At 43.9% G+C, this 25,996-nt stretch carries 21 protein-coding genes; 1 reads left to right on the top strand and 20 read right to left on the bottom strand.

Annotation, left to right across the window (positions count from 1 at the left end; translation table 11 throughout):
- Window positions 1–30 precede the first annotated feature (30 nt).
- From CUU66_RS01880 to spoVS, 9 genes are all read right to left on the bottom strand, one after another.
- Window positions 31–459: a RicAFT regulatory complex protein RicA family protein gene (locus CUU66_RS01880; RefSeq protein WP_101639990.1), complete on the bottom strand. Its 429-nt coding sequence runs from the start codon at window positions 457–459 to the stop codon at window positions 31–33.
- Window positions 460–2,004 (bottom strand): tRNA (N6-isopentenyl adenosine(37)-C2)-methylthiotransferase MiaB, encoded by a 1,545-nt coding sequence (gene miaB, locus CUU66_RS01875; RefSeq protein WP_101639989.1) that lies wholly within the window; start codon window positions 2,002–2,004, stop codon window positions 460–462. It abuts the gene before it with no gap.
- Between the two features lie 183 nt (window positions 2,005–2,187).
- The gene (locus tag CUU66_RS01870; RefSeq protein ID WP_101639988.1) at window positions 2,188–2,778 is read right to left on the bottom strand and encodes a TetR/AcrR family transcriptional regulator; all 591 of its coding nucleotides are present in this window, start codon (window positions 2,776–2,778) and stop codon (window positions 2,188–2,190) included.
- Between the two features lie 286 nt (window positions 2,779–3,064).
- Complete coding sequence (locus CUU66_RS01865; protein WP_101639987.1) at window positions 3,065–3,613, bottom strand: 2TM domain-containing protein; 549 nt, start codon at window positions 3,611–3,613, stop codon at window positions 3,065–3,067.
- A 604-nt stretch (window positions 3,614–4,217) separates the two neighbouring features.
- Window positions 4,218–5,393: a glycine C-acetyltransferase gene (locus CUU66_RS01860; protein WP_101639986.1), complete on the bottom strand. Its 1,176-nt coding sequence runs from the start codon at window positions 5,391–5,393 to the stop codon at window positions 4,218–4,220.
- A gap of 154 nt (window positions 5,394–5,547) precedes the next feature.
- The gene (tdh, locus tag CUU66_RS01855) at window positions 5,548–6,588 is read right to left on the bottom strand and encodes an L-threonine 3-dehydrogenase (protein WP_101639985.1); all 1,041 of its coding nucleotides are present in this window, start codon (window positions 6,586–6,588) and stop codon (window positions 5,548–5,550) included.
- 222 nt (window positions 6,589–6,810) lie between these two features.
- Window positions 6,811–7,677 (bottom strand): 2-oxoacid:ferredoxin oxidoreductase subunit beta, encoded by an 867-nt coding sequence (locus tag CUU66_RS01845; RefSeq protein WP_101639983.1) that lies wholly within the window; start codon window positions 7,675–7,677, stop codon window positions 6,811–6,813.
- Window positions 7,664–9,415 (bottom strand): 2-oxoacid:acceptor oxidoreductase subunit alpha, encoded by a 1,752-nt coding sequence (locus CUU66_RS01840; RefSeq protein WP_101639982.1) that lies wholly within the window; start codon window positions 9,413–9,415, stop codon window positions 7,664–7,666. The genes CUU66_RS01845 and CUU66_RS01840 overlap by 14 nt, the downstream gene beginning before the upstream one ends.
- 343 nt (window positions 9,416–9,758) lie before the next feature.
- Entirely contained in the window at window positions 9,759–10,019 is a 261-nt protein-coding gene (gene spoVS, locus CUU66_RS01835; protein ID WP_003211281.1) for a stage V sporulation protein SpoVS, read from the bottom strand.
- 399 nt (window positions 10,020–10,418) lie between these two features.
- Here spoVS and CUU66_RS01830 point away from each other — a divergent pair, with 399 nt between their 5' ends.
- Entirely contained in the window at window positions 10,419–11,183 is a 765-nt protein-coding gene (locus tag CUU66_RS01830) for an SDR family oxidoreductase (protein ID WP_101639981.1), read from the top strand.
- Between the two features lie 799 nt (window positions 11,184–11,982).
- Here the strand turns inward: CUU66_RS01830 and CUU66_RS01825 are convergent.
- The 11 genes from CUU66_RS01825 to yfmF form a co-directional block, all read right to left on the bottom strand.
- Complete coding sequence (locus tag CUU66_RS01825) at window positions 11,983–12,780, bottom strand: TIGR00282 family metallophosphoesterase (RefSeq protein ID WP_101639980.1); 798 nt, start codon at window positions 12,778–12,780, stop codon at window positions 11,983–11,985.
- Between the two features lie 301 nt (window positions 12,781–13,081).
- Complete coding sequence (gene rny, locus CUU66_RS01820; protein ID WP_101639979.1) at window positions 13,082–14,641, bottom strand: ribonuclease Y; 1,560 nt, start codon at window positions 14,639–14,641, stop codon at window positions 13,082–13,084.
- Window positions 14,642–14,959: 318 nt separating this feature from the next.
- Window positions 14,960–16,003, bottom strand: a complete 1,044-nt coding sequence (gene recA / locus CUU66_RS01815) for a recombinase RecA (protein WP_101639978.1) — start codon at window positions 16,001–16,003, stop codon at window positions 14,960–14,962.
- 479 nt (window positions 16,004–16,482) lie between these two features.
- Window positions 16,483–17,733 carry a competence/damage-inducible protein A gene (locus tag CUU66_RS01810; protein WP_101639977.1) on the bottom strand — a complete coding sequence of 417 codons (1,251 nt, stop codon included), beginning with the start codon at window positions 17,731–17,733 and terminating at the stop codon, window positions 16,483–16,485.
- A gap of 19 nt (window positions 17,734–17,752) precedes the next feature.
- Window positions 17,753–18,361, bottom strand: a complete 609-nt coding sequence (gene pgsA / locus CUU66_RS01805) for a CDP-diacylglycerol--glycerol-3-phosphate 3-phosphatidyltransferase (protein ID WP_257967872.1) — start codon at window positions 18,359–18,361, stop codon at window positions 17,753–17,755.
- Between the two features lie 58 nt (window positions 18,362–18,419).
- Window positions 18,420–19,304 (bottom strand): helix-turn-helix domain-containing protein, encoded by an 885-nt coding sequence (locus CUU66_RS01800; protein WP_101639975.1) that lies wholly within the window; start codon window positions 19,302–19,304, stop codon window positions 18,420–18,422.
- Window positions 19,305–19,319: 15 nt separating this feature from the next.
- Window positions 19,320–20,111 carry a YmfK family protein gene (locus tag CUU66_RS01795; RefSeq protein WP_101639974.1) on the bottom strand — a complete coding sequence of 264 codons (792 nt, stop codon included), beginning with the start codon at window positions 20,109–20,111 and terminating at the stop codon, window positions 19,320–19,322.
- A gap of 294 nt (window positions 20,112–20,405) precedes the next feature.
- Entirely contained in the window at window positions 20,406–20,669 is a 264-nt protein-coding gene (locus CUU66_RS01790; protein ID WP_101639973.1) for a DUF3243 domain-containing protein, read from the bottom strand.
- 1,316 nt (window positions 20,670–21,985) lie between these two features.
- Entirely contained in the window at window positions 21,986–22,708 is a 723-nt protein-coding gene (gene ymfI, locus CUU66_RS01785) for an elongation factor P 5-aminopentanone reductase (protein WP_101639972.1), read from the bottom strand.
- A gap of 110 nt (window positions 22,709–22,818) precedes the next feature.
- Window positions 22,819–24,105 carry an EF-P 5-aminopentanol modification-associated protein YfmH gene (yfmH, locus tag CUU66_RS01780; RefSeq protein WP_101639971.1) on the bottom strand — a complete coding sequence of 429 codons (1,287 nt, stop codon included), beginning with the start codon at window positions 24,103–24,105 and terminating at the stop codon, window positions 22,819–22,821.
- A gap of 1 nt (window position 24,106) precedes the next feature.
- Window positions 24,107–25,384: an EF-P 5-aminopentanol modification-associated protein YfmF gene (gene yfmF / locus CUU66_RS01775; RefSeq protein ID WP_101639970.1), complete on the bottom strand. Its 1,278-nt coding sequence runs from the start codon at window positions 25,382–25,384 to the stop codon at window positions 24,107–24,109.
- Window positions 25,385–25,996 lie beyond the last annotated feature (612 nt).

Below are 25,996 nucleotides of genomic sequence, written 5' to 3'. Positions count from 1 at the left end.
GAAGCTGCTGTTTCTTTCTCAACGATTCTCTTAGTGGCAGCCGCCTGAGCCGCTGTTTACCTTTGAACCGGTTTCGCCGCGAAGCACGTCGCCGCCTGTAGATTCAATGATTATATCTGTCACTGTGTTAGAAACGGATGAAGCTACCATCTGTAGAAGATCGTTCACATCAACCTGTGACTGCTTAAACTCCTGAACGATCGGAATTTCATCGATTTCCTGTTCGATTGCTTCAATTTTCGCTTCTACCATCTTTAACGCTTCTGTTTTTCCGTAGTGCTGGAAGTTAACCGCCTGCTTTTGAAGGCTCTTCATGCTGGCAATAAGCTCTCTTACTCTTTGGTTCTCATTGATTTGAGCTTCTGCTTTTTTAAAGAAATCCACTTCTTCCGTTTCAGCAATCATTTTAGCAAGTTCATCAGCTTTGTTTAAAATATCCGTTTTTGTATATTTCCCCATTTATATTAACACCTCTGCCTTTTCTTCTACTATCATCTCACCATTTAATGACCATGTATTCGTACTTGTGATTTTCACTTTCACAAGCTGGCCGATTGCAGATTTAGGTCCTTTGAAATTGACTAATTTATTCTTTCTTGTGTAGCCAGCCAATACCTCCGGATTTCTCTTGCTTTCCCCTTCAACAAGAACTTCCACAATTTGATCTTGGTGATCTTTCATTCTTCCCGCAGCAAATTCATTTACAACTGCATTTAATCTTTGCAGTCTTTCCTTCTTCACTTCCATCGGAACATTATCGACCATCTTGGCAGCCGGCGTTCCCTCACGCGGAGAGTAAATAAACGTGTACGCAGAATCGAATCCCACTTCGCGGTAAAGAGAAAGCGTCTCTTCAAATTGCTCTTCCGTTTCGTTTGGATAGCCGACAATGATATCAGTGGTAAGCGTAGCACCTGGAATGGCGGCTTTGATTTTACGGACAAGCTCTAAATACTGCTCTCTTGTATATTTACGTGCCATGATCTTAAGCACATCCGTACTGCCGGATTGAACGGGAAGATGAATATGCTCCACCAGGTTTCCGCCTTTTGCAAGGACCTCTATTAAATGGTCATCGAAGTCCCTTGGATGGCTCGTTGTGAAGCGGATCCGCGGGATATCTATTTTACGGATTTCATCCATTAAATCCCCAAGGCCATATTTAATGTCTGTCAAGTCTTTGCCATAAGCATTCACATTCTGTCCAAGCAGTGTGATTTCCTTATATCCCTGTGCAGCCAGGTGGCGTACTTCCTGGATGATCTCTTCAGGACGGCGGCTTCTTTCTTTTCCGCGTGTATAAGGAACAATGCAGTATGTGCAGAACTTATCACAACCGTACATAATGTTGACCCAGGCTTTGATATTTCCTTTACGTACCTTTGGTAGGTTTTCAATCACGTCGCCTTCTTTGGACCAAACCTCAACCACCATTTCTTTTGAAAGGTAAGCTTCGTTTAAAATGTTTGGAAGGCGGTGGATGTTATGAGTACCGAAAATCATATCCACGAACGAATGTTTAGAAAGGATACGGTTTACAACAGATTCTTCCTGTGACATACAGCCACACACACCAAGAAGCAGGTCCGGTTTTTCTAGTTTAAGAGCTTTCAGGTGGCCAAGCTCCCCGAACACTTTGTTTTCCGCATTTTCACGGATCGCACATGTATTCAGAAGAATCACATTGGCATCCTCGACGCCGTTTGTCGGCTCGTAGCCAAGCGCCATTAAAATACCTGCCATTACCTCTGTATCATGCTCGTTCATCTGGCAGCCGTATGTTCTGATATAAAACTTCCGGCCTTTCCCCATATCCCTGAATTCTTCAGGAATGGCAAAATCATTGTGATACTGTACTTCTTCTTTCCCGCGTTTTTTGGCATCCTTCAAAGATGGAGCCGTGTATACGGATTCAAAGTACTTGCTGTAATCCTTCTCGGATTTTTTGTCCGGAGAATTAGCCGTACTTACTTGCGCAGATTCAAGGCGCTGCTTTTCATTCATTTTATATGTCCCCTTTCACAAACCTAAAGGAATAACGATTGAATAATCAGTTAAATTTCCAGCCAAATATGGCATTTATACACCTAACATAGTATAAAGCTTTTTACAGGCTTAAACAATACTTCACAGGTATATTCACCAATGTGTTGAAATTGCCGGCACTGCTCTCTTAAGACTGTCCGCTCATTTACATAGCCTGCCAATATACTGCGAGACAGCCTCTTCCATGGTTTCAGGCGGCAGATCATCCGTTCTAATGATCGCATGCAGTGCAAGGCCATCGATAAGACCGTACAAATTCTCGATTTCACTATCCCGGTCGATTTCACTTACTGCTAGGTCATACTGTATAAGAGTATCAACCATAAGGGACATGCCTTGTTTCATTTCTTGATATACCCGGGTGCTGAGTTTTTTTAGGTTAGGATCCGAAAGTGCTTTTATATTAAAAGCCAGCCAGACTTCCGTCTCCGCCCTTCTTTCCTCGTCCATCGGCAGCAGCTCCAGCAGCAGCTTTCTCATATCCTCAACCGGATTTCCGCTGAAGGCAAACCGCTCCATCCGTTCTTTCACCCGGGTTGCCACCAGCTCCATAGCAAAGGCAAAGAGCTCTGATTGTGTTGAGAAATAATGTCTCATGGAACCTGTAGAAATACCCGCTTCCTCCGCAATATTCCGGACTGATGCTTTTTCAATGCCTTCTCTTCGTATAATTCTCCAGACAGCTTCTGCGAGTAATATTTTTTGTTTTTCATGATCGACGAATTTAGGCATAAGATGTTCAACCACCTATCTATATTTCCATTCCATTTTAACAGACCCGTGCTGCTTTTATAAATTTTGCGGCGACTCCGCCCGGAAATATTGTGCCTAAACACCACCACAGGAACAGGCATCAGGCCGTAGGGTCGCTGTGCAAAGTTTACCGGGCATCTGCCAGGTTTTCGTAATTAAGCTGTATCCGTCTCGAGTGCATAGGTTTACATGTAGCTTAAAAGTAGAGAAACAATCAGATTAAGGTTTCGAGATTGAACGTTGAATTCAGCTTGGACGGTATAACCTATTCACTTTTACTGATCGTGTTATTTTTCTTTGGGAAAAGTGTATAACTGAAGCTCCAGACAAAATCGACTGCCAATATAATCGCCCATAACTGCATGACGTACAGAAGCTCCTTAGTGCGGCTAGCATCTCCTGTAATCAGAATGATGGCTAATAGAATTGCATTTCCGATCACCCATCCAAATAAATGCCGCAGCCAGCCCCTTCTCTCTCTCCGGGCATGTTCTGCTCCGTACACCGACCTTTTAGCTGGTGTTGACCCATTGCTGAAGCGATAGGCAAACTGTCTGTCGGCCCAATCGACCATCCCTTTCCCAAACGCGATCGTCATGCCGATATAATAAGCGGCGACTCCGTGGAAGAAAGTTGCCGAGCTGCCATTTCTCAGATCAATCACCACAGCCGCCAGCAGCAGAAGGTCAATCACTGGTGTGCACAGCAGGAAGAACGCACCCAGCTGCTTCTTTTGGAATAGATACCTTGAAATAAGACCAGTAATCACTAGAACCCAAAATCCTACTTCACATGCCATAATCAGCCAACCCATTGAGCAGCACCCCTTTTTAATAATACATTTGTAATAAAAAGAATATAGCACGAGTGTATTAGAAAAACAAGGTAAAAATAACCAATCTTGTAAGGGGCTTTGTATTCTAGGAATAAATGAATCTGTGGATAAAATTTTAAGAGTAGCTTACATACTTGGGAACCCAGCCAGCTGATAGTTGGTCGCTGCGCGATAAAATGACTTGTGTGCGCGGAAATTGATATAGTTGGCGCGAAAACTTCGAGGTTTTGCGCGAAATTCACCTGGTGCTGCGTGAAAGACAAAATTCTCGCGCGAAACAGCCATTTGATAATCCAACTTCAAACAAACAGCCGCTTCTTGATTATGATACAGATGATTATTTGTGGAATCGGAGGAAAAATGAGATATATGCATAAACGGAGCCAGCTGAAAGCTGGTCACTGCGCGATAAAATGACTTTTGTGCGCGGAATTCAATATAGTTGGCGCGAAAACTTCAAAGTCTTGCGCGAAATTCATCCCATTCTGCGCGAAAACAAATTTCTCGCGCGAAACAGGCATTTGAGAATCCCGCTGTAAACAAACAGCCGTATCCTGGAAGGACACGGCTGTGAATATAACGCTTAAATAATACCTAATTCCTTACCGGCTTTTTCAAACGCATCAAGTGCAGCCTGCAATTCTTCTTTTGAATGCTGTGCGGTTACGATGGTTCGTACACGGGCCATACCTTTTGCCACCGTTGGGAAGGCGATTCCCTGTGCAAATACGCCGTATTCGAGCAGTTTGTCTGAGAACTGGTGGGACAGGGCTTCTTCGCCCACAATAACCGGTGTTACAGGAGTTTCACTTTTTCCTGTGTTGAATCCTAACTCCTCAAGGCCCTTTTTAAAGAAGCGGGTATTATCCCAAAGCTTTTCAATCAGCTCAGGTTCTTCAAGCAATACATTAATGGCCTCAATGCAGGCCATGGTGACCGCTGGCGGATGAGAGGTGCTGAACAGGAAGGGGCGCCCTTTATGAATTAGATAGTCAATCAATGTTCTTGAGCTTGCTACATACCCGCCTAGAACGCCGATTGCTTTACTCAATGTGCCGACCTGGATATGTACGCGTCCATCAAGGCCAAAGTGGTTAACCGTGCCGCGCCCGTTCTGTCCGAGGACTCCGGAAGCATGAGCGTCATCGACCATGATCAAGGCATCGTATTTTTCAGCCAGTTCAACGATTTCCGGAAGCGGCGCAATGTTTCCATCCATGGAAAAGACGCCATCTGTTACGATCAGGCGCTTGCGGAAGTCCTTTGATTCCTGAAGTGCGCGTTCAAGGTCCTCCATGTCAACATGTTTGTAAACCTTGCGGGCAGCCTTTGTTAGGCGGACCCCATCAATGATCGAAGCATGATTCAGAGCATCAGAAATGACGACATCCTCAGGTGACAAAATCGCAGACAGCACACCCTGGTTTGTTGTAAAGCCTGACTGGAATACCAATGATGCCTCTGTGTGCTTGAATTCAGCCAATTTCATTTCCAGCTCATCATGCATCGAAAACGTCCCGGCAATCGTTCGGACCGAGCCTGTTCCTGCTCCGTACTGCTCGACTGCATCAAGTGCCGCTTTCCTTAAGCGGGGATGTGAAGTCAGCCCAAGATAGTTGTTAGAGGAAAGCTGAATCACTTCTTTTCCGTTAATGACTACCTTTGAGCCTTGTTCTGATTCTAAAGGCACCAGTTTGCGGAACGTACCTTCCTTTTTCATTGCATCGAGTTCTTCTTGTAAATATTCAAAGCCTTTCATAAAACAGCCTCCTTGTTTTTTGAGTTGGAATGACTACTGTTGATTCCAAACGATGGCACCTGCTTTGGGAGCGCTCCTGCTGAGACACCAAGGGTACTCTCCCTGGCCCTGGCAGGATTCACGTGCCTTCCGCCTTTAACAGAGCTTCCCGTTTTTAAGGCTGAAGCACCACTTTGCCGCACTCGCCTTTTATCATTAAATCAAAGCCTTTTTCAAACTCTTCCAGCGGGAAATGGTGTGTGATCATTGGCTTTACATCGACCTGCCCTGATGCCAGCAGGTTAGAAACCTGCTGCCAGGTTTTGAACATCTGACGGCCGGTTATTCCCTGGACAGTGACACCTTTAAAGACGATATCATTGGTCACATCGATTTCGACAGGACGGACCGGCAGGCTTAAAATGGAAACTCTTCCGCCATTTGTGACCATCTTGAAGCCCTGATTCATCGCTATAGGGTGGCCGCTCATTTCGCAAACCACATCTACTCCATTTCCGCCCGTCAGCGCATCAATCACCTCAAGCGGATTTTCTTTTGCAGAGTTAATAATCGTTGTTGCACCCATCTCCTTCGCGAGATTTAAACGATAATCATTTAAATCAAGGGCGATCACCTGGGACGCTCCAGCTGCTTTCGCTACTCCAACGGCCATGATTCCGATCGGACCGCAGCCTATGACTGCTACGGTTTTACCAGCCGTTTCGCCAGCGAGCACGGTATGGACGGCATTTCCCATCGGCTCCTGGACAGAAGCTGTATCAACCGGCATGTCTTTTGGATTCTTCCAGAGGTTCACTGCCGGAAGGGCAACATACTCTGCAAAGCAGCCCCCTGTATCTACACCGATAATTTTTGTGTTTTTACAAATATGATATTGGCCTGTAAGGCACTGCGGACAGCTCCCGCATACTATGTGCGTTTCCGCAGAGACGAAATCACCGATTTCTACACTTGTCACCTTCGACCCGATTTCAACCACTTCACCTGAGAATTCGTGCCCAAACACATACGGCGGATTTACCCTGCTTTGGGACCACTCATCCCAAGTATATATATGTACATCTGTACCGCAGATGGACGTTGCTTTTACCTTGATCAGTACCTCATCTTCCTGGATCTGTGGAATATCTACCATTCGAAGTTCAGCACCGAACCCTCTATGGTGCTTCACCAGTGCTTTCATCTTTCCATTCATCGTGCACACTCTCCTTTAAAAGGAAACTATTTGAGCCTTGATATAATCATAGTTTACCATTATGCGAGAATGAGTGTAAATATCTCTGTCCTCTCCAATAGGACAAGTGAGCATGAAGGAAAAATTATTTTTTATTTTTTTCAGAAATTTGTAAGCGGAATCATTTTGCGTACATTAAATGGTAAAAACCTCCGATATTTCCATCAGAGGTTCCAAGTTTAATTACATAAATTCAGCTGCCAGCTTATCAAAATGATCCTGATCCAATTGTAGTTCAGAATGTGCGAGCGGTGTTTCTCCGTATCCAGGAATCAGCTCTTGATACGACTTACGCTGCGGGTCCTGGTAGATGATTCCCGTAACCAGGCTGTTATGGGCCATTAGTGTCTGCATGGCCATTTCCCGGCTGGACGGGTCGTAGTTTTCTATACTGCCAAGCTTTGTGAGATTCTCTTTGAACCAGTCATATGTATTGACCTTATTATAGGTGACACAGGGACTGAATACATTGATAAGAGAGAATCCTTTATGCTTGATGCCAGCCTCAATGATTGCGGTTAACTCTTTAAGATCGGTTGAAAAGCTTTGGGCGACAAAGGTAGCACCTGCCGTCAGCGCCATCTCCATCGGAGAAAGCGCCGGTTCAATCGACCCCTGAGGCGTCGATTTTGTTTTAAACCCGGCGGCGGACCGCGGTGAAGTCTGTCCTTTTGTCAGTCCATAGATCTGGTTATCCATCACGATATAAGTGATATCGATATTGCGGCGGATTGCATGGACAGTGTGCCCCATTCCGATCGCAAAGCCATCCCCGTCGCCCCCGGATGCGATGACGGTCAAGTCCCTGTTCGCCATTTTCACACCCTGTGCAATCGGCAGACAGCGTCCGTGAATCCCATGGAATCCATATGAATTAATATAGCCTGAAATACGGCCGGAGCAGCCTATCCCAGATACGATGGCAAGTCCTTCAGGCTCAAGGCCGACATTAGCCGCTGCTCTTTGGATCGCAGCCTGGACGGAGAAATCCCCGCAGCCCGGACACCAGTTTGGTTTTACATTATTACGAAACTCCTTAAATGTTGCCATATTCAAACAGCTCCTTACACTCGGTATGAACATTATGCGGCAGGAATGGATTTCCATCGTATTTTAGGATGCTTGTGATTTTATCTGCATGTCCCACATTCATCTTTAAAATATTTGCCAGCTGACCGGTCGCATTATTCTCAATGACTACCACTTTTTTCGCATTGCTGACAAGCGGCAGCATTTCGGCTGAAGGAAACGGATGGATCAGCCTCACATGGGCATGGTTTACCTTGATCCCTTCCTGTTCAAGCCGGTCCATTGCCTCTTCAATTACACCGCGGGTCGAGTTGAAGCCGACAATCAGTAAGTCAGAATCATCATGCTTACAATTCTTATGAACGGGTGTATCGAAGCGGATGTTTTTCGTTTTTCTCATCCGTTTATCCATTTGCTGCTTCCGGTTTGATGCTACCTCCGAAGGCTTGCCGGTTTCGTCGTGCTCTACCCCGGTTACATGGAAGATGCCATTCTTCGTTCCTGGAAGCACGCGCGGAGAAATGCCATCCTCTGTCACTTCATATCTTTTAAAATAAGATTTGTCCACCGCTTCCGGTATAGGGTCAGTCACGAGCTTGCCTCTCCGTATTTCCACTTTATCAAATTGCAGCGGATGTACCGTCTGCTTCCCAAGCGACAGCTGCAAATCTGATAAAATGATAACCGGACATTGATATTCCTCAGCAAGATTGAATGCTTCTGCCGTATCATAAAAGGCTTCTTCCACCGTGCTCGGCGCCATGACGATCTTAGGAATTTCTCCATGCGTACCGTAAATCATAGCCATAAGGTCAGACTGTTCCTGTTTGGTCGGCAGCCCGGTAGAGGGACCGCCACGCTGGGTATCCACAATCACGAGCGGTGTTTCGGTAATCCCAGAAAGGCCGATCGCTTCCATTTTCAGCGATAGCCCCGGCCCTGCCGAAGCCGTTAAGGCACGGACACCTGCATAATTCGCACCTATTACCATGGTACAGGCCGCAATTTCATCTTCTGTCTGAATCACGGTACCGCCAAGTGGAGGCAGTTTCTTAATCAGGTATTCCATGATTTCTGAAGCCGGTGTTATTGGATAGGCAGCCATGAACCGGCAGCCACCCGCTAAGGCTCCAAGGGCGATTGCGTCGTTTCCAATCATGAATAACCGCTTCTGCCCATCCGCTTTTGCAAGCTGGAGCGTACCCAGGTTATTTCCTAGCAGCGCTTTCATATAATCATAGCCTTCACGGATTGCTTCCAGGTTCTTCTGAACAATCTGGGCACCCTTCCGGCCAAAAATTTCTTCAACTACTTCATTAAACACATGAATGTCCAAGCCTAGAACTGCTGACGAAGCACCAACGGCGACCATGTTCTTCATTAAGGATGTCCCTAGATCTGCTGCCATCTCTGTAAATGGGATGACATAAAGAGCAGCACCACTATCGTCTGGTTTGACAGGCTTGAACTTGGCATCTGCAATGATAATGCCTGTTTTGTTAAGTTCTTTGTAATTCACATCGATGGTTTCCTGGTCGAATGCAACAAGGATATCTAAATCATCTGCAATGGACCGGGTTTCAGTGGTGCTGACCCGGATCTTATTATTGGTATGGCCGCCCTTGATACGAGACGAAAAATGACGGTAGCCGTATAAATAATAGCCTAGACGATTAAGAGCAATACTGAAAATTTCTCCTGTACTTTCAATACCTTCACCCTGTTGACCGCCAACTTTCCATGAAAGCTGATTGATCATGTCCTTACACCCCTTTTAAACTCACATAAATGGTAAACTCATACGAAAAGTAGTACTCGTTTTCCAAAGAATCAAGAACTTTTCTAGGTATGTATGCCGGCAAGTGACCTGGAAGTGTGTTGTACGTTCAACCTAAAACTGCATCAAAATTGTTTTGGAAGGTGTGTACTAAACGATTCAATTCTAGCCTCAGAGCGCCAAAAAATCAACTCATTATTCTGAAAAGTGAGACTTTACAGAAAACTTTTGTTCCTTTTGGATAACCTGCTTAAAATCTTATTTATATTCTTCGACGGGAGAATCACAAATGCCTGCTTGCAAACCATGCAAGCAGGCATTTTTTTCATCGGGGTTCTACAATCAGTTTAATAGCTGTCCGTTCTTCTCCGTCTATCAAAATATCGGTAAAGGCAGGAATACAAATCAAGTCCACTCCACTAGGTGCTACAAATCCTCGTGCAATCGCTACTGCCTTTACCGCTTGATTCAACGCACCAGCACCGATCGCCTGAATCTCTGCGGCCCCTCTTTCCCTCAATACACCCGCAAGTGCGCCTGCTACAGAATTGGGATTAGATTTTGCTGAAACCTTTAATATTTCCATTCCCTAGCTCCTCCTTGTTTTATCCCATACCTATTGCTTATGTTCAACAGGTATTTAGTAAACTTCGTTCCAAAAGCCTAGACCATGGAACGATCGTTATCTTATCGAGTGACAAACATCCTTCTTATGTAGTCCGGGCGTCTGCACCAGGATAATCTGACTCACTTTCACTATATTCATAGAAATAGCCCTGTATTCCTTGTCCATGAAATTCGTCTATTCCATTTATCCATTGTTCAACCGAACGCTATTTCATTTTGATTCTTATAACTCCTACATTCACCACTGGGGATTTAAGGAGATTTAGTGAATTTCATCATTTCTGGGAATCTCTATACGGATTCTCCATTAAAATATAGTGATACTTAGATTTATTTTTCCTTTCGGAGGAGGATAGCTATGAAGATTCTAGTCACAGGAGGAACCGGAACTTTAGGGAGTTCATTTTTAAAACAATCGGTAAAACAGAACCTAGACGTCCGAATCGCCAGCCGCCATCAACCACAAACCTTTACTGCTGAATGGACAGAATTAGATTTAGAGTCAGGGAGGGGATTGCAAAATACTATATCGGATGTAGATGTTGTTTTACATGCGGCCACGAGCCCCCTTAAAAACTCTAGAGCGGTAGATGTTGAGGGAACAAGAAGGCTGATCAAAGCATGTAAAGACTACGAAATCAAGCATTTGATATTTCCTTCTATAGTAGGTATCGAATCGATGCCTATGGCTTACTATCAATCAAAGCTTGAAGCGGAAAGGCTTATAAAGGTGAGCGGTCTTCCATACACGATCCTCAGGGCGACACAGTTCCATTCTTTTATAGATCAATTGTTTCGAGCCTTAACTAAATTTCCACTATCTGTTTTACCTGCACCGTTAAGATGCCAAAGCGTTGATGTCGACGAAGTTGCCTCATTTTTGGTAAAGGTGTGCCAATCGCCGCCTCAAGGTCACGTCGATGATTTTGGCGGTCCTGAAATACTTACTTTTAAGGAAATGTATGCTATTTGGAAGCAATATAGACAGCCTAAATCGCTGCTTCTCCCCGTTTCATATGTGCCTAATTCACTATTTAAAGCAATAAAGGACGGGAAAAATACGAATGGTGAACAAAAACGAGGAATGGTAACCTGGGAGCAATGGGTGAAGGAGTCATGCTAAAGCTGTCTGGCGAGGTCTTGTAAACGTAAAAACAGCATGAGATTTTCACTGGCGAGCGAAATCTGATGCTGTTTATTAAATATCTTCAACTTTTTGTTGAAATTCTGGTTTGAACTTCTTAACTAAAGGCTGTATTCGCAAACTTTGTTGCTATTGAACAAGAGGTTGATTGGAGCGCAAGGCATGCTCGCGGACCTTAGGGGCGGGCGGTGAGCCTCCTCGTCTTCGCCTGCGGGGTATCACCTGATAGAAAAGCGGAAGCGCCTTGTTCAGACCCGATAAAGAAGATTTGCTGAGTGGCAATCGTTAGCGAAGACAGAAGCTTAGTCGCGCTTACCACGCTCGAACGCCACGTCCTGTGGCCCCGCCTGGCTCGCACATCCTGTGCTTCGTGCGTTAGCCAGGCATAAGACAAGCGGGCCGTGGAAAGCGGTTTTCCTTTCCATGGACCGATTGGCTTATGACTCGAGGGTCTAGGCGCTGGAGCTGGACAATGCCCGCTGCTCTCGCACAGAAAAGCGGAAAGCGATGCCTGCCCAACATTTAAATATTAAACGCTAGTGAAAATCCCAATAGATATAAAATTCTAAACAAATTGGCAGGCAGAGACCCGACAAGCATAAGACGAGCCGGCTGTGGGGAGTGCTTTTCTCCGCATGGACGGTTCGGCTTATGACTCGAGGGTCTCAGCTTGTAGCTGGATCAAGGAGTCTCGCACCTTACACTCCAATCAACCTGATTTAACTATAGGGTGATGTAACAAAACTTATTAAAAAACAACAATCTTTTAGAAAAGAGCTTAACTAAAAAAAGGATGGTCTTCATTGATTAAAACTCGTTCCGTTTTCTTGGCTTTGCCTGTTTTCGGATCCAAGTCAATGATCACAGCACTTAGAATCGTTCTTCCTTCTGAAGGCACTTCAAATCGGACTGGCATGCTGGTCAAGAATCTTTTGATCACAGCTTCTCTTCCCATACCAAGAATCTCATCATACGGGCCAGTCATTCCGACATCCGTCAGGTAAGCTGTTCCTCCTGGCAGGATCCGATTGTCTGAGGTTTGAACATGTGTATGTGTCCCGACTACTGCAGACACCCTGCCATCTAAATACCAGCCCATAGCCTGTTTCTCACTGGTAGCTTCAGCATGGAAGTCTACAAAAATAATCGAAGTCCGCTTTCTGGCTGCTTCTACCAATTCGTCAGCCTTCCTAAAGGGGCAGTCCAATTCAGGCATAAACGTCCGGCCCTGAAGACTGATCACCGCTACTTCTGATTGGTTATACTTTAGAAACTTGATTCCTTCTCCCGGCGTTCCTTCAGGAAAGTTGGCAGGACGAACGAGGTATTTCGCATTATCGATAAATTCAAAGATATCTCGATTATCCCATGAATGGTTGCCTAATGTAACGGCCTGGGCACCATTCTCTAAGAACTGGCGGTAGATTTTCTCGGTAATTCCTCTTCCGGCAGCAGCATTTTCTCCATTAATGATGGTGATTTGGGGCTTATATTTCTCTTTCAGCCTCGGAACATATTCTTTAATCATATCTCTTCCAGGCGATCCTACTACGTCACCAACAAACAAAATTCTCATATCTATCCCTTTCTAAACGGAAATTACTTTCCATATCAGCATTTTTAAATTATTTTTTTACATCATTATCCATTCTATACCCGTTTTACACGGAAGCACTGTTAAACGAGTTGAAGCAGCTTCGGGTGCCCGCTATCCGCGGCAGTCCCCCTATCTATGCAGCCCCGCCAACGATTGAAGCGTCCGGGTGGCTCCCTTGATCCGCTTTTCGCAGGTGGCACGCTTATCCGAAACATAGTGTTAAATCAACAAAGTGCTTTAACATAGCCAAAATGGAAAAAGAGTGGCAGATGCCACTCTTTTATTTAGCGTATTCAACAGCGCGGGTTTCCCGGATCACCGTTACTTTGATGTGTCCTGGGTAATCGAGCTCTTCTTCAATACGTTTGCGAATATCTCTCGCCAATCGATGTGCTTCCAGATCATCAATCGCTTCTGGGCGGACCATGATCCGAACTTCACGGCCTGCTTGAATGGCAAAGGATTTCTCAACACCTTCATAGGATTCTGAGATTTCTTCCAGCTTTTCAAGGCGGCGGATATAGTTCTCTAAAGTCTCGCTTCTTGCACCCGGTCTCGCAGCTGATAAAGCATCTGCTGCAGCAACCAGCACGGCAATGATAGAAGTTGGTTCAGTATCGCCATGATGGGAAGCAATACTGTTAATAACAACAGGATGTTCCTTATATTTAGTAGCAAGCTCCACGCCGATTTCCACATGGCTTCCTTCTACTTCATGGTCAATCGCTTTTCCTATATCATGCAGTAATCCTGCTCTGCGGGCCAGGGTTTCATCTTCACCCAGCTCAGCTGCAAGCAGACCTGATAAAAAGGCAACTTCCATTGAATGTTTTAATACATTCTGGCCGTAGCTTGTTCGGAACTTCAAGCGGCCCATAATTTTAATGAGATCTGGATGGAGCCCGTGAACGCCCACTTCAAAGGTGGTCTGTTCACCAATTTCACGGATGTGTTCATCCACTTCACGTCTTGCTTTATCCACCATCTCTTCAATACGGGCTGGATGGATCCGTCCATCCTGAACAAGATTGTCCAGAGCGATACGGGCTGTTTCACGTCTAATTGGGTCAAACCCTGATAAAATAACTGCTTCAGGAGTATCATCAATGATAAGATCTATTCCTGTTAGAGTTTCAAGGGTACGAATGTTACGTCCTTCACGGCCAATAATGCGTCCCTTCATTTCATCATTAGGAAGGTTGACTACTGAAACGGTTGTTTCCGCTACGTGGTCTGCTGCGCATCTTTGGATCGCAAGAGAAAGAACTTCCCTGGCTTTCTTATCAGCCTCTTCTTTCGCTCGGATTTCACTTTCTTTAATAATAAGTGCGGTATCGTGAGCCAATTCTTTTTCTACCTTGTCAATAATGATAGATCTGGCTTCCTCGCGAGTAAGTCCGGAGATACGCTCCAATTCGACTTGTTGAGTGCGAACCATTTCGTCCACTTTGCTTTCCATCTCTTCAATATGCTGTTGTCTTTGGTTTAGAGAATCGTCTTTCTTTTCTAAAAGCATGTCGCGTTTATTTAACGTTTCATCTTTACGGTCCAGATTCTCTTCTCTTTGTAATAAACGGTTTTCTTGTTTTTGTAATTCAGATCTTCGTTCGCGCACATCCCTTTCAGCGTCAGAACGAAGCTTATGAATCTCATCTTTAGCTTCCAACAGGGCTTCTTTCTTTTTAGAATCAGCTTCTCGTTTTGCATCTTCGATAATCTGTTCTGCAGAAACTTTTGCCCCGGCAATCTTGTTCTCCGTTATGGATTTTCGAACAAAATAGCCAACAACTGCACCGACGAATAGGCCAAGCAAAATGGAGATGATTGTAATGGGTTCCATCGTAACACCTCCTCTTGCTATGAACTTGTTTTTTGTTAAATGTGAATGTCGGCATGTACATTGTTACATAACTTCAATATACAGCACAAAGGCTTTTTTTCATCATTTCACTTATTTGAAAAAATGTAAAATATACATGTTAATTGTAAGCCTGAGGAAATTTATTGTCAAGGGTTAGTACTTTATGAAACCGCTAATTGACTGTATTTTTTGGAAATAGTTATCTTGCGCTGCCTCACCACGTTTTATAAACAGCACTTTTTGTCACTTTATGTATAAATCAAGGACTTGAAATCCAAGTTTCAAGTCCTGTTTCAATTAATCTATTAGGTTAAGTTCTTCCTGGTCATCGGCATCTTCAGGAGCAACATGGTCTCCATCTAAACCATGATGGTCACGGATTTTTTGTCTCACTTCGTCACGAAGCTCAGGGTTTTCTTTTAGGAACAGCTTCGCATTCTCACGTCCCTGGCCCAGTCTTTCCTCATTATAAGAATACCATGATCCGCTTTTTTGAACGATATCCAGGTCTGAACCCATATCAATCGTTTCACCTTCACGGGAAATGCCTTCTCCGTACATAATATCTACTTCCGCCACACGGAACGGAGGAGCTACTTTGTTTTTAACTACTTTAATTTTGGTCCTGTTACCCATAATATCATTACCTTGTTTCAAGGCTTCTGCACGTCTTACTTCCAGGCGGACCGAAGAATAGAATTTTAATGCACGTCCACCAGGAGTAGTCTCAGGGTTACCGAACATTACGCCGACTTTTTCACGAATCTGGTTAATGAAGATCGCAATTGTTTTGGATTTGTTGATAGCCCCAGACAGCTTACGGAGTGCCTGTGACATTAAACGCGCTTGAAGACCGACGTGTGAATCTCCCATTTCCCCTTCAATTTCAGCTTTTGGAACAAGAGCAGCTACAGAGTCAATGACGATGATATCTACCGCGCCGCTTCGAACCAGCGCTTCAGCGATTTCTAATGCCTGTTCACCGGTATCCGGCTGAGAAAGAAGAAGTTCATCAATGTTAACTCCAAGCTTTTGGGCATAGGCAGGATCCAAGGCATGTTCAGCATCAATAAATGCTGCTTGTCCTCCATTAGCCTGTACTTCTGCAATTGCATGAAGCGCAACTGTCGTTTTACCTGAGCTCTCCGGGCCGTAAATTTCAATAACCCGGCCGCGAGGATAGCCGCCGACTCCAAGGGCTACATCCAGAGCAAGAGATCCGCTGGATATAGTTGAAATTTCACGGTCCGTCTGCTCTCCCAATTTCATAATGGAACCTTTACCAAACTGCTTTTCTATTTGTTTCAATGCCATTTCAAGGGCTGCCTGACGATCACTCACAAAAGTTCCTCCTTTATATATACATTAACCATCTATGTAGGTTAATAGTTGAAATTCCAGTTGTTTTTAAAGCATTTCTCATCTCAAAACCTATCTTAACTATATACCACTTCCGGTCGTTTGACAAGTAAAAAATCGAACATTTATTCGCCTTTTTTTAAAGGGCTAATCTATTTCATATTCCCATTTCCACTTAAGGGAAAAGCCTTTTTCTCTACCAAAATGTACAAAAAACAGAGATTTGGCCTTTATAAATAAAAACTCTCTTAAACTTGCCGATTAGTTGGTTGCAGCAAAAGGATTCGCTTTCGTCGGGCGGCCGGGGACCTCCCCGGCATTAAACGCATGCGCGAGACTGCTGCCCCTTTTCGCGCAGGAGTCTCGCGCCTGCAGCGAAGATCAGCATTGTGCCAAAAATCACCAATGAAATAAAGCCATAGATAAAAGAAAATGCCTGTCATTTCTGACAGGCATGATAATCAGCTGTTTGGATGCAGGCCGAGTTCTTTTAATAGATAGTGGCAGCCCCATTTGACTGTACGGATTCTATTCCCTGCCCTGCTTCCCGATAGATTGAGTTTTTTGCAGACAGTCTTGCTGTCTTTAATAGCAATACCAATAAACACCGTACCGACCGGATGGCCTTCTAAGGAATCGGGGCCTGCAACACCGGTAAAGCTGATCCCAACATCCGAATCAACAAGTGATCTCACGTTTTCAGCCATTTCTCTCGCGCATTCTTCACTCACGACTCCATAGGTGTTGATCGTTTCTTCTTTAATTTTTAACAGCTTCATCTTTGCTTCATTGGTATAGCTCACGATTCCGCCCTTTAAGATAAGCCCTGAACCCGGAATGGCAGTCAGTTCTTCCTGAAACATTCCGCCGGTCAGGCTTTCCGCTGCGGAGATGGTATACCTTTTGCTGCTCAGCTCTTTTACTACTTCTTTCATTAATGATGTTTCATCATCACCGTAATAGTATTCTCCTACCCTCGAAAGAATTTCCTTCTCCATGTCAGCAATAAGCTGCTGGGTCTTTTCTTTCGAAGCGTGCTTTGCCGTAATCCTTAATGTAACTTCCCCATCGGCTGCAAGTGGTGCAAGGGTTGGATTTGTTTGAGTTTCCAGCAGATCTTCAATTTTGGTTTCGAGCAAGGATTCGCCGATCCCAAAGAAACGAAGTACTTTGGAATCAATCCGTTCTTGTATATCCAGTTTGTCTAACAGCTTTTTAAAACCATATTCAATGAACATGGGTTCCATTTCTTTCGGAGGTCCTGGCAGCAGCATGTACGAAGTTTTTCCTTTTTCTACAAGCATGCCCGGTGCCATCCCGTGATCATTTGGCAGAACCTCAGATCCATCTAGGACAAGAGCCTGCTTTTTATTATTCTCTGTCATTTCCCGCCCTGTTTTTTTGAAATAGTCCTCGATTGAATCCATTGCCTTTTGATCCGTTACTAAAGGCAGGGATAAATGCCAGGATATCGTCTCTTTCGTCATATCATCCTTAGTCGGGCCAAGCCCGCCGGTAAGGATGATCAAGTCAGAACGCGACTCGGCAATCGAAAGGGCACTTTTTAACCGGTCAGAATTATCTCCTACCACGGTATGAAAGTAGACGTTGATGCCCAGCTCAGCCAGCTGCTTTGACAAGAATTTAGCGTTTGTATTATTGATTTGGCCCAGGAGAAGCTCAGAGCCAACTGCAAGGATCTCTGCGTTCATATCTATTAACTCCCTTTATTTACTTTGAGTTTTTAAATATTCCCTTATTTTTATCAAAGTAATCCCAGCCAGACCAGATTGTGAAGATCAGCGCTACCCATAGGGCAATTTTATCAAATGGAAGGTTAATCCATTCGAACGGCAGATTATGAAGAAGAAGCGCTGAAACCGCAATGATCTGCGCCCATGTTTTAATTTTACCAAGCATATTCGCTGCAACTACTTCTCCCGTTCCAGCTAAGATGAGCCTTAGTCCCGTTACGGCAAACTCGCGGCTGATGATCACAATGATAATCCAAGCCGGAGCATACACATCATTTAGTTCTACTAAAATGATTAGCGCAGCAGAAACCAGTAATTTGTCAGCAAGCGGATCAAGGAATTTGCCCAGGTTCGTCACCTGGTTCAGCTTCCTGGCATAATAGCCGTCAATCCAGTCCGTAGTAGAAGCAATGATAAAAATGATTGCTCCAATCAAATGATTGACAGGAATCGATTCGCCAGCGGCATGCAGTTCGCCCCAATTAGTCGGGAGCAGCATGATCAGCATAAAGATAGGAATTAATAAAATTCGTGAAACAGTAATCTTATTAGGTAAATTCACAGAAAAACCTCCAAAATTCAACATTCTTCTCTATTATATCTATTTTTACTTATATAAGCGAAAAATAGCCATCATAAGATGACTATTGTACGGGCTTAAATTGAACTTTAATGTTCTGGGATACCGAGCTTTGAGGAGAAACAGCATACTGAAGCTTTTCACCATTGATGTAAATCTCAGTCTGCGTTGTATTTCCAATCACCAGGTTAGCTTCAGGATCCTTAGTTAAATCGAATTCCTTGCTTTGAGTCTTGGTTAGAATGCCCTGGTACAAGGATTTATTCTGGCTGTTTTTAATGTTTACCCAGGTTTCCCCTGTCGATAACACTTTCAGCTTGAAATCTTTTGCATGATTCAGGGAGAACGTGGAATTACGGCCTTCTGAATTTACAACCTTAATTTCCGGCTTAACTTCCTGCTCGGGTTTGGTCTGTTCGGCAGCTTTCTTTTCCTTTTCTTTTTTTGCATCTTTCTCAGCCGTACCGTTCTTCTTTTTCAGCGGAGAATCTTTGCTTTCTTCGTAATTTACCGGCTGGTTTGTCTCGTCCACTTTATTGCTCGTCGGATCATTTGAGCTTTTCGACACAAGCACCCAGACCAGTACGGCTGCACCGATTACAAAGAGGCTGACAAGGATTTTCGGCAGAGCTTCAAGCACCTTGGAATTGCTGGGAGCAACCATTTTTCTTGTTTGAACCCGGGATAGCTGCTGTGGCAGCTCTTCATTATATGTAACGGGTATATCGTTCTTATATACTTCAAAAATCTCCTCAGGTTCAAGGCCGACCGCTTCGGCATATTGCTTAATAAAAGCGCGGACATAAAATTTCCCAGGCATCATATCATAATTTCCCTCTTCAATGCCTACCAGATACCGTTTCTGGATTTTTGTAACTTTCTGCAGGTCATCTAAGCTCAGGCCCTTAGCTTCCCTTTCTTCCTTCAGTCTGATACCTAACTCTGTCACACTACCACCACCATTTTAAAAGTCAAAAGAGCCGAAATCAGATTCTCCAAATTCATGGCTTTGATCTACTACTTCATACGTAATCTTTTCTTCAGGGTCGTTTCTAAGCTCAATAATATAATCAAAATCTTCAAGAGAGTATTCCGTATTCTGAACAAAAATATCTGGATGTTCCACCACTTTTACCGCATCAAGGCGCATGATTTCCCGCACAAGCTGCAGATGCCGTTCATTGGCTCTTCTTGTGGATACAATTCCATCCAGAATAAATAGGTTGTTTTCGCTATATTCATCTTCTATCAGCTGGCTCCGGATCGTTTGTTTTAAAAGGGTAGATGAAACAAACAGCCATCTCTTATTTGCACAAACACTTGAAGCAACGATAGATTCCGTTTTCCCAACGCGCGGCATGCCTCTGATCCCGATCAGCTTATGGCCCTCCTGCTTAAAAAGCTCGGCCATAAAGTCAACCAGCAATCCAAGCTCATCGCGGACAAACCTGAACGTTTTCTTGTCATCGGCATCTCTTTGTATGTATCTCCCGTGTCTGACAGCTAATCTGTCACGGAGTTTAGGCTCTCTTAGTTTAATTACTTTTATCGTGTCCATCGTCTGCAGAATAGATTCCAGCCGCTGTATGTTTTTGCTATCCTGTGCTAACAGCAGCAGACCCCGTCTGCCTTCGTCGACTCCATTTATTGTTACGATATTAATCGATAGCATACCAAGCAAAGAAGAAATGTCACCTAACAGTCCAGGACGGTTTTTTTGTATTTCATATTCAAAGTACCATTCTTTATTATCCAATAAAACCACTCCTCCTCGACAGCGACAGCTTTCGGCTTTATTTTTCTAGCTTCTACTATAATATATGATTTTCTATTAAGTTAAAAGGAAAATGATATAAAAAATCCTTTTATTATAAGGAATTTCGTTAGCCGAAACTTCCTAAAAAAAATGAGTCCTGCTTCATTTTATTATCTGAAGCAGGACTCATTTTGTAAGGAAAAATTTGGTTTGCAGGTACTAGTAAATCTGATCTCTAAATAAAATAAAGTCCGGCTTCAAGATGAAGCCAGACTTGGTTTGCTGCATATTAAATTATTTAGATTCTGTTCCGTTATTCTCAACAAGTTTAACCATCATATTAGCAATTGCATGCTTTTCATCTTCAGAAGCTACAGACCAAAGATCAGCCAGAACTCTCTCCTGCTCATTCTTAGGGTCAACCTGCTTAGCAAGGTAGCCGCCAATTTGGTAAGCCATATTAGAAACAACTGATTGGTCCATTCCCTCATTTTGTGCATGATTTAATCTGCTTCCTAAAAAACCTTTCCATTCTTCCCAGTTTTGTAAAACTGACATGTACAATCATCCCTTCTATTGTTTAAGTCAAACATAGTGTGTGAAGGTTCTCAGTGATTCATTCATGTTTTAGGAAAAAAATTTTTGGATGATTTCCGGATTTGGATCAGAAATTAAAAATTGACACGTTTGGCTGGAGATAGGTTGCATGACGCCAGCAGCTAAGACGCATATTAACCTGACTTTGACGCATGAAATATGCTTTTTTGAGCGAACAACTTCAATTTTGCCGCAGAACTAGTATGTTTAAAAATCCACACAAATCATAAAAAGCGTTTTTTCCTCTTGTTAATTGAAAAGCCAGCCAATACAACCAAAGAGATTGCTCGGTATGTGCGGCGGCTGCAAATATTATGCGGTCAATTAATAGGAGCTTACACGGGGATATAAGCAGCGGCATCGGATATATGCTAGTCAAGGGTTTTGAAGATGGATGGCTTTTCGTTCATATGCTCCTAAGTTTGCTACATAAGCATAATGGTCAGTTAATCAGCATAAGAACGGACACATCAGCATAACACCCTCAACTTAAGCATAGGTTTCACAAGGATAAGCATAAAGGTCTTAAACATAAGCATAAAGTTGTCAAAGGTAAGCATAAAGTCTCGAAACATAAGCATAAAGTACGGAAACATAAGCATAAACCTGCTGGCGGTCTTATGTAAATAAGCAAAAGTCATAAATTATCCTTAGAAATCGAATGGTTTTAGATTTCTTGGATGGGATTTTTTCATACAACACCTAAAATACCTGCTTGTTTTGCTTTTTTTTCACTCCAAAACTGAGAAATTTTGTACAAGTGCAGCTCAACCTTCAATTCGTGCGGATTATTCCTCCTTAAGAATACCGGATATCTCCTGCTCCAGACTGTGACTCCTTGGTAATAGGTAAATCGCCATCAAAAGGTAAAAACAGCCTTCGCCTGCCTCCAGTCATATGCCTTTCATGTAGCTGCTTTTCATTATCTGAACGATTTGCATTAAGTTATTTATCATTGTGCCCCTGTCAAGCCCTTCCTAAAAAGCACTGCCCCTCCGCTTTATTAGTTGTCCAGCTCCGAACTTAAGTTACTTTATCATTATGCCCCTATCAAGCCTTCCTGAAAAGCACCGGCCTCCGCTTTTCTAGTTGTCCAGCTGCGAACTTACACCTTCGGTCATAAGCCAATCGCCATCAAAAGGCAAAAGCGGCCTTTCGCTGCCGCTTGTCTTATTGCCTTTCAGGTGTCTGCTTTTCATAATATTCTGAGTTCACAAATGACTCCTTCATCATTGTGCTTAGGAGGAACTTTCATAGAAAAGCACCGTTCTCCGCCTTCAAGTATACCATCCCCCATTCACCCCCAAGATCTGCCCGGTCATGTAGGATGCTTTGTCCGATAGCAGGAAGGCTGCGGTCTCGGCTATTTCCCCGGGAGTTCCCATACGTCCCATGGGGATTTCGGCTTGAAGGTTCAGCAGGTCTTCTGGGCTGAAGTCTTCCATCATGGGGGTGGAAATGGCGCCGGGTGCTATGGCGTTTACCCGGATGCCTGTTGGGGCGAGTTCTTTGCTCAGGGCTTTAACATAGGCGTTTTGAGCTCCTTTTACCATGGAATAAAGAACTTCATAGGATGCGCCGGTCTGTCCCCAAATCGAAGTGATGGCCACAATGGCTGCCTGTTTTTTGTTCATGAGCTTGGGAAGGAGCATCTTGCTGATGAGAAATGGAGTGGTCACATGCAGCTGCACCATTTGCTGGACTGTGTGCTCTTCCATTTCGGTCACGAGCCCGTAGACACTGCTGCCGCTGTTCAGTACGATCGCGTCCAAAGAAAATATGTTGTTCGCCAGGTGAAGATATCCATCTTTCGAAGATAAATCAGCCTGGATAGGGATGAGCTCTATCTCAAATGAATCCAGCTCCGCCATTAATTCAGTGACTGCTTTCTCATTTGTATGGTAATGCAAGTAAAGCGAGTACCCTTCTGATGCAAGTTTTTGTGCGATCGATCGCCCGATGCCTCCGCTGGCACCTGTTATCAATGCATATTTCTCCAAAACTATTCCCCCTATATCCGAATGCTTATATCCCACTTTACCTATGTAAAAATAGTGAAGTCAATCCATGCGCCAAAAAAAGAAGCCGCAGGCGGGCTTCTTTCGGCAGATTATTTAGGAACGACCTGGCATACGGTCATACGGCTTTCATCGATAAGCCGTGAAGCCGTGTTTTTGATGTCTTCTATTGATATTTGCTCGAGGACCGGGAGTACATCGAATAAATTCATTTCGTTGAACGAATATCTGGTAAATTGGTTGGCTATGTACTCAGGTGAATTCAATGCTCTGAGAAAAGCGCCAATTTTTTTCTTTTTCGTGCGGCTGAGGGCATCTTCACTTATGCTTCCCCCGTTTTTTGCAGCCAGCAGATAGCCCCTTAGTTTCTCTTCTAATTGATCCGGATTGTCGGTATCGCCTCCGATCATTGCAAATCCAAATCCAAACTCCTGCGTATAATCGTACGAGAACGTCTGGTCGATTAAGCCTGCATTATATAACTCTTCATAAGTTTTCGTGCTTTTACCGAAGAGCATATCGAGCAGGACATTGACGGCCAGTTCATTCTTCAGCATGTCGTTGCCGGTTTGTTCGGTATCGATCGCCTTTATTCCGAGAAGGCATTTTGAAGTCTGGACGTTCATATTAAGAACTTTCCGCTTTTCAGCCACCTCAACCGGTTCATCAGGGAAACTGCGCTCGATTTCCGGCTGATCCTTATAATCTTTTTTGGACTGGTTATCTCGGATCTGGTTCATGATCTGCTCTACATCCACCGGACCTACTACAAACAGCAGCATGTTGCTTGGGTGATAGAAGGTTTCATAACATTTATACAGAAGCTTATCAGTAATTTCAGCGATGGACGGGATTGTGCCGGCTATATCAATTTTAACCGGATGGCTTTTAAACATGTTTTCAATCAGTCCAAAATACAGCCGCCAGTCGGGATTGTCATCATACATGTTGATTTCCTGTCCGATAATTCCCTTTTCTTTCTCAACCGTCTTTTCTGTAAAATAAGGATCCTGTACGAAATCGATAAGGGTCTCCAGGTTCTTCTCCACATCAGAGGTAGAGGAAAAAAGATAGGCGGTTCTTGTGAAGGATGTAAAGGCATTAGCCGATGCACCCTGCTTGCTGAATTGCTGGAACACATCGCCATCTGCTTTTTCGAACAGCTTATGCTCCAGGAAGTGGGCGATTCCGTCCGGTACCTGAATACTTTCGTCCTCGTTCAGCGGCTTGAAATGATTATCAATCGATCCGTACTTTGTTGTAAACGTTGCGTATGTTTTGTTAAATCCTTTTTTAGGCAGTATATACACACTTAAACCATTATCCATTTTTTCGTAGTATAATTCTTCATCCAATTGGGCAAAAGGTATTTTCTCCATATTATTGTCCCTCCATTCCGGTTAAGAAATAAATGGTATCCAGTTCGATCTCTTGTGCGGCTTCAACAATTTCGCTATGGGTAATGGCATCTGTTTTTTCAAGCCACTCATCCATTTGAACAGGGACTCCTGAGACGACACCATGATAGAGGATCTCGACCAAACCGCGGGCAATATCGATTGTTTCAAGCATTTGATTACGGATGACCGCTTTTGTCTGCGAAATTTCGTCTTCTGTAAAGTCCCCTTTTTTCATTGCTTCCATTTGCTCTTTAATAATGGTAACCGCCTGGTCATAATTTTTGTTTTCAATGCCTGACATGACCATCAATAAACCTTTATGGCTCTCGATCCTTGCAGATGCATAGTAGGCAAGGCTCGCTTTTTCCCGCACATTAATAAACAGCTTGGAATGTGAAAATCCGCCAAAAATGCCGTTGAACATCTGAAGGGCATAATACTTGCTGTCCCCGTATACAATGTTCGTGCGGTAGCCGATATTCAGCTTGCCTTGTTTAATATCCTGCCGTTCTATTACTTCGTTTACCTCATTGATTTCTTTCTTAGCCGTTTCTGAGCTGATCTGCGGTGTACGGTCCTGCAGCTTAAATAATTTGTCTGCCGCGGTTTCCACTTCACCTTCCTGTACATCTCCAATTACATAAAAATCAAGCTCGTCTTCAAGCAGAGCCTGCTGGTAATATTGATAAAGAGATTCTGGCGTAATGGCATCAATTTCTTCAAGCTCCCCATTCGGATCTAGGGCGTATGGCTCGTTTTTGCACATTTCCTCAACGAGCCGGTTTGCGGAATAGCGCATCTTATCATCACGAGAAGACTGAATCCTCTGCTTTAAGGTACGCTTTTCATTGTTCACTGTGCTTGCATCGAACGAGTCCTCGGAAGCATTTGGATCGAAAAGCACCTCTGCCAGTAGTCCCATTCCTTTTTCCAAAAGCGGAGCCGGGTCGGTGAGGAATTTTTCATTGGCTATTTCAAGTGTAAAAGTAATGATATGATATTCTCCCTTTTTTGAGAGATCTACAAATAAACTGGCTCCATACAGGTCATCTAAATACGAGCGTAAGACCGTTGTTGAAGGATAGTTCTTTGTATTGCTCTGAAGAACATAAGGAAAAAGCGATCGCTTAGTCACTGTTTCCTTTTGCAGCGGAGCTTTCATTTTCCATACAAATGTATTTGTTTTATATTTGCCGGTATTGACAATATGAAGTTTATAGCCTGGCTTTTGTTTGATCACTTCATTGATTATAGCCAATAGAATAGTCCTCCTTTTAAACACCAAAATAATATCATTATGATAACCTATTTTTTCTCTTTAAGACTATTTTAACCAATTTTGTTCATCCACTCTCATTATACACGTTAATTTATATAGTCAGACCCTGAAAGCTCTCTATTCCCGCAAAAAAACAGCTCAAAACCAAATCGGTTCTGAGCTGTTTTAAGTGATGGCTGTTTTTGCAAAGTTTTGTTATTGAACAAGGGGGGTGATTGGAACGTGAGGATTCTCGCTTTCCGCGGGGCGGGCGCCTGAGCCTCCTCGGCTTCGCCTGTGGGACTCACCTGATCGAAAAGCGGAAGCGCCTTGTTCAGACCCGATAAAGAAGACTTGCTGATTGACGAGCGTTAGCGAAGACAGAAGCTTAGTCGCGCTTACCACGCTCGAACGCCACGTCCTGTGGCCACGCCTGGCTCGCACATCCTGTGCTTCGTGCGTTAGCCAAGCATAAGACAAGCGGGCCGTGGAAAGCGGTTTTCCTTTCCATGGACCGATTGGCTTATGACTCGAGGGTCTAGGCGCTGGAGCCGGACAATACCCGCTGCTCCCGCACAGAAAAGCGGAAAGCGGTGCCTGCCCAACATATAA

Source organism: Peribacillus deserti (assembly GCF_002863585.1).
Classification (GTDB): domain Bacteria; phylum Bacillota; class Bacilli; order Bacillales; family DSM-1321; genus Paraperibacillus; species Paraperibacillus deserti_A.
This window is presented reverse-complemented; position numbering and strand designations above follow the sequence as displayed.

Coding starts and splice junctions, on each gene's coding strand:
- CUU66_RS01840 (WP_101639982.1), bottom strand. CDS start 9,415: ATGATCAATCAGCTTTCATGGAAAGTTGGCGGTCAACAGGGTGAAGGT.
- miaB (WP_101639989.1), bottom strand. CDS start 2,004: ATGAATGAAAAGCAGCGCCTTGAATCTGCGCAAGTAAGTACGGCTAAT.
- pgsA (WP_257967872.1), bottom strand. CDS start 18,361: ATGTTGAATTTTGGAGGTTTTTCTGTGAATTTACCTAATAAGATTACT.
- CUU66_RS01865 (WP_101639987.1), bottom strand. CDS start 3,613: ATGGGTTGGCTGATTATGGCATGTGAAGTAGGATTTTGGGTTCTAGTG.
- yfmH (WP_101639971.1), bottom strand. CDS start 24,105: ATGGAGAAAATACCTTTTGCCCAATTGGATGAAGAATTATACTACGAA.
- CUU66_RS01810 (WP_101639977.1), bottom strand. CDS start 17,733: ATGAACGCAGAGATCCTTGCAGTTGGCTCTGAGCTTCTCCTGGGCCAA.
- CUU66_RS01860 (WP_101639986.1), bottom strand. CDS start 5,393: ATGAAAGGCTTTGAATATTTACAAGAAGAACTCGATGCAATGAAAAAG.
- CUU66_RS01880 (WP_101639990.1), bottom strand. CDS start 459: ATGGGGAAATATACAAAAACGGATATTTTAAACAAAGCTGATGAACTT.
- CUU66_RS01845 (WP_101639983.1), bottom strand. CDS start 7,677: ATGGCAACATTTAAGGAGTTTCGTAATAATGTAAAACCAAACTGGTGT.
- rny (WP_101639979.1), bottom strand. CDS start 14,641: ATGGAACCCATTACAATCATCTCCATTTTGCTTGGCCTATTCGTCGGT.
- CUU66_RS01830 (WP_101639981.1), top strand. CDS start 10,419: ATGAAGATTCTAGTCACAGGAGGAACCGGAACTTTAGGGAGTTCATTT.
- tdh (WP_101639985.1), bottom strand. CDS start 6,588: ATGAATGGAAAGATGAAAGCACTGGTGAAGCACCATAGAGGGTTCGGT.
- CUU66_RS01825 (WP_101639980.1), bottom strand. CDS start 12,780: ATGAGAATTTTGTTTGTTGGTGACGTAGTAGGATCGCCTGGAAGAGAT.
- CUU66_RS01870 (WP_101639988.1), bottom strand. CDS start 2,778: ATGCCTAAATTCGTCGATCATGAAAAACAAAAAATATTACTCGCAGAA.
- CUU66_RS01790 (WP_101639973.1), bottom strand. CDS start 20,669: ATGTCAGTTTTACAAAACTGGGAAGAATGGAAAGGTTTTTTAGGAAGC.
- spoVS (WP_003211281.1), bottom strand. CDS start 10,019: ATGGAAATATTAAAGGTTTCAGCAAAATCTAATCCCAATTCTGTAGCA.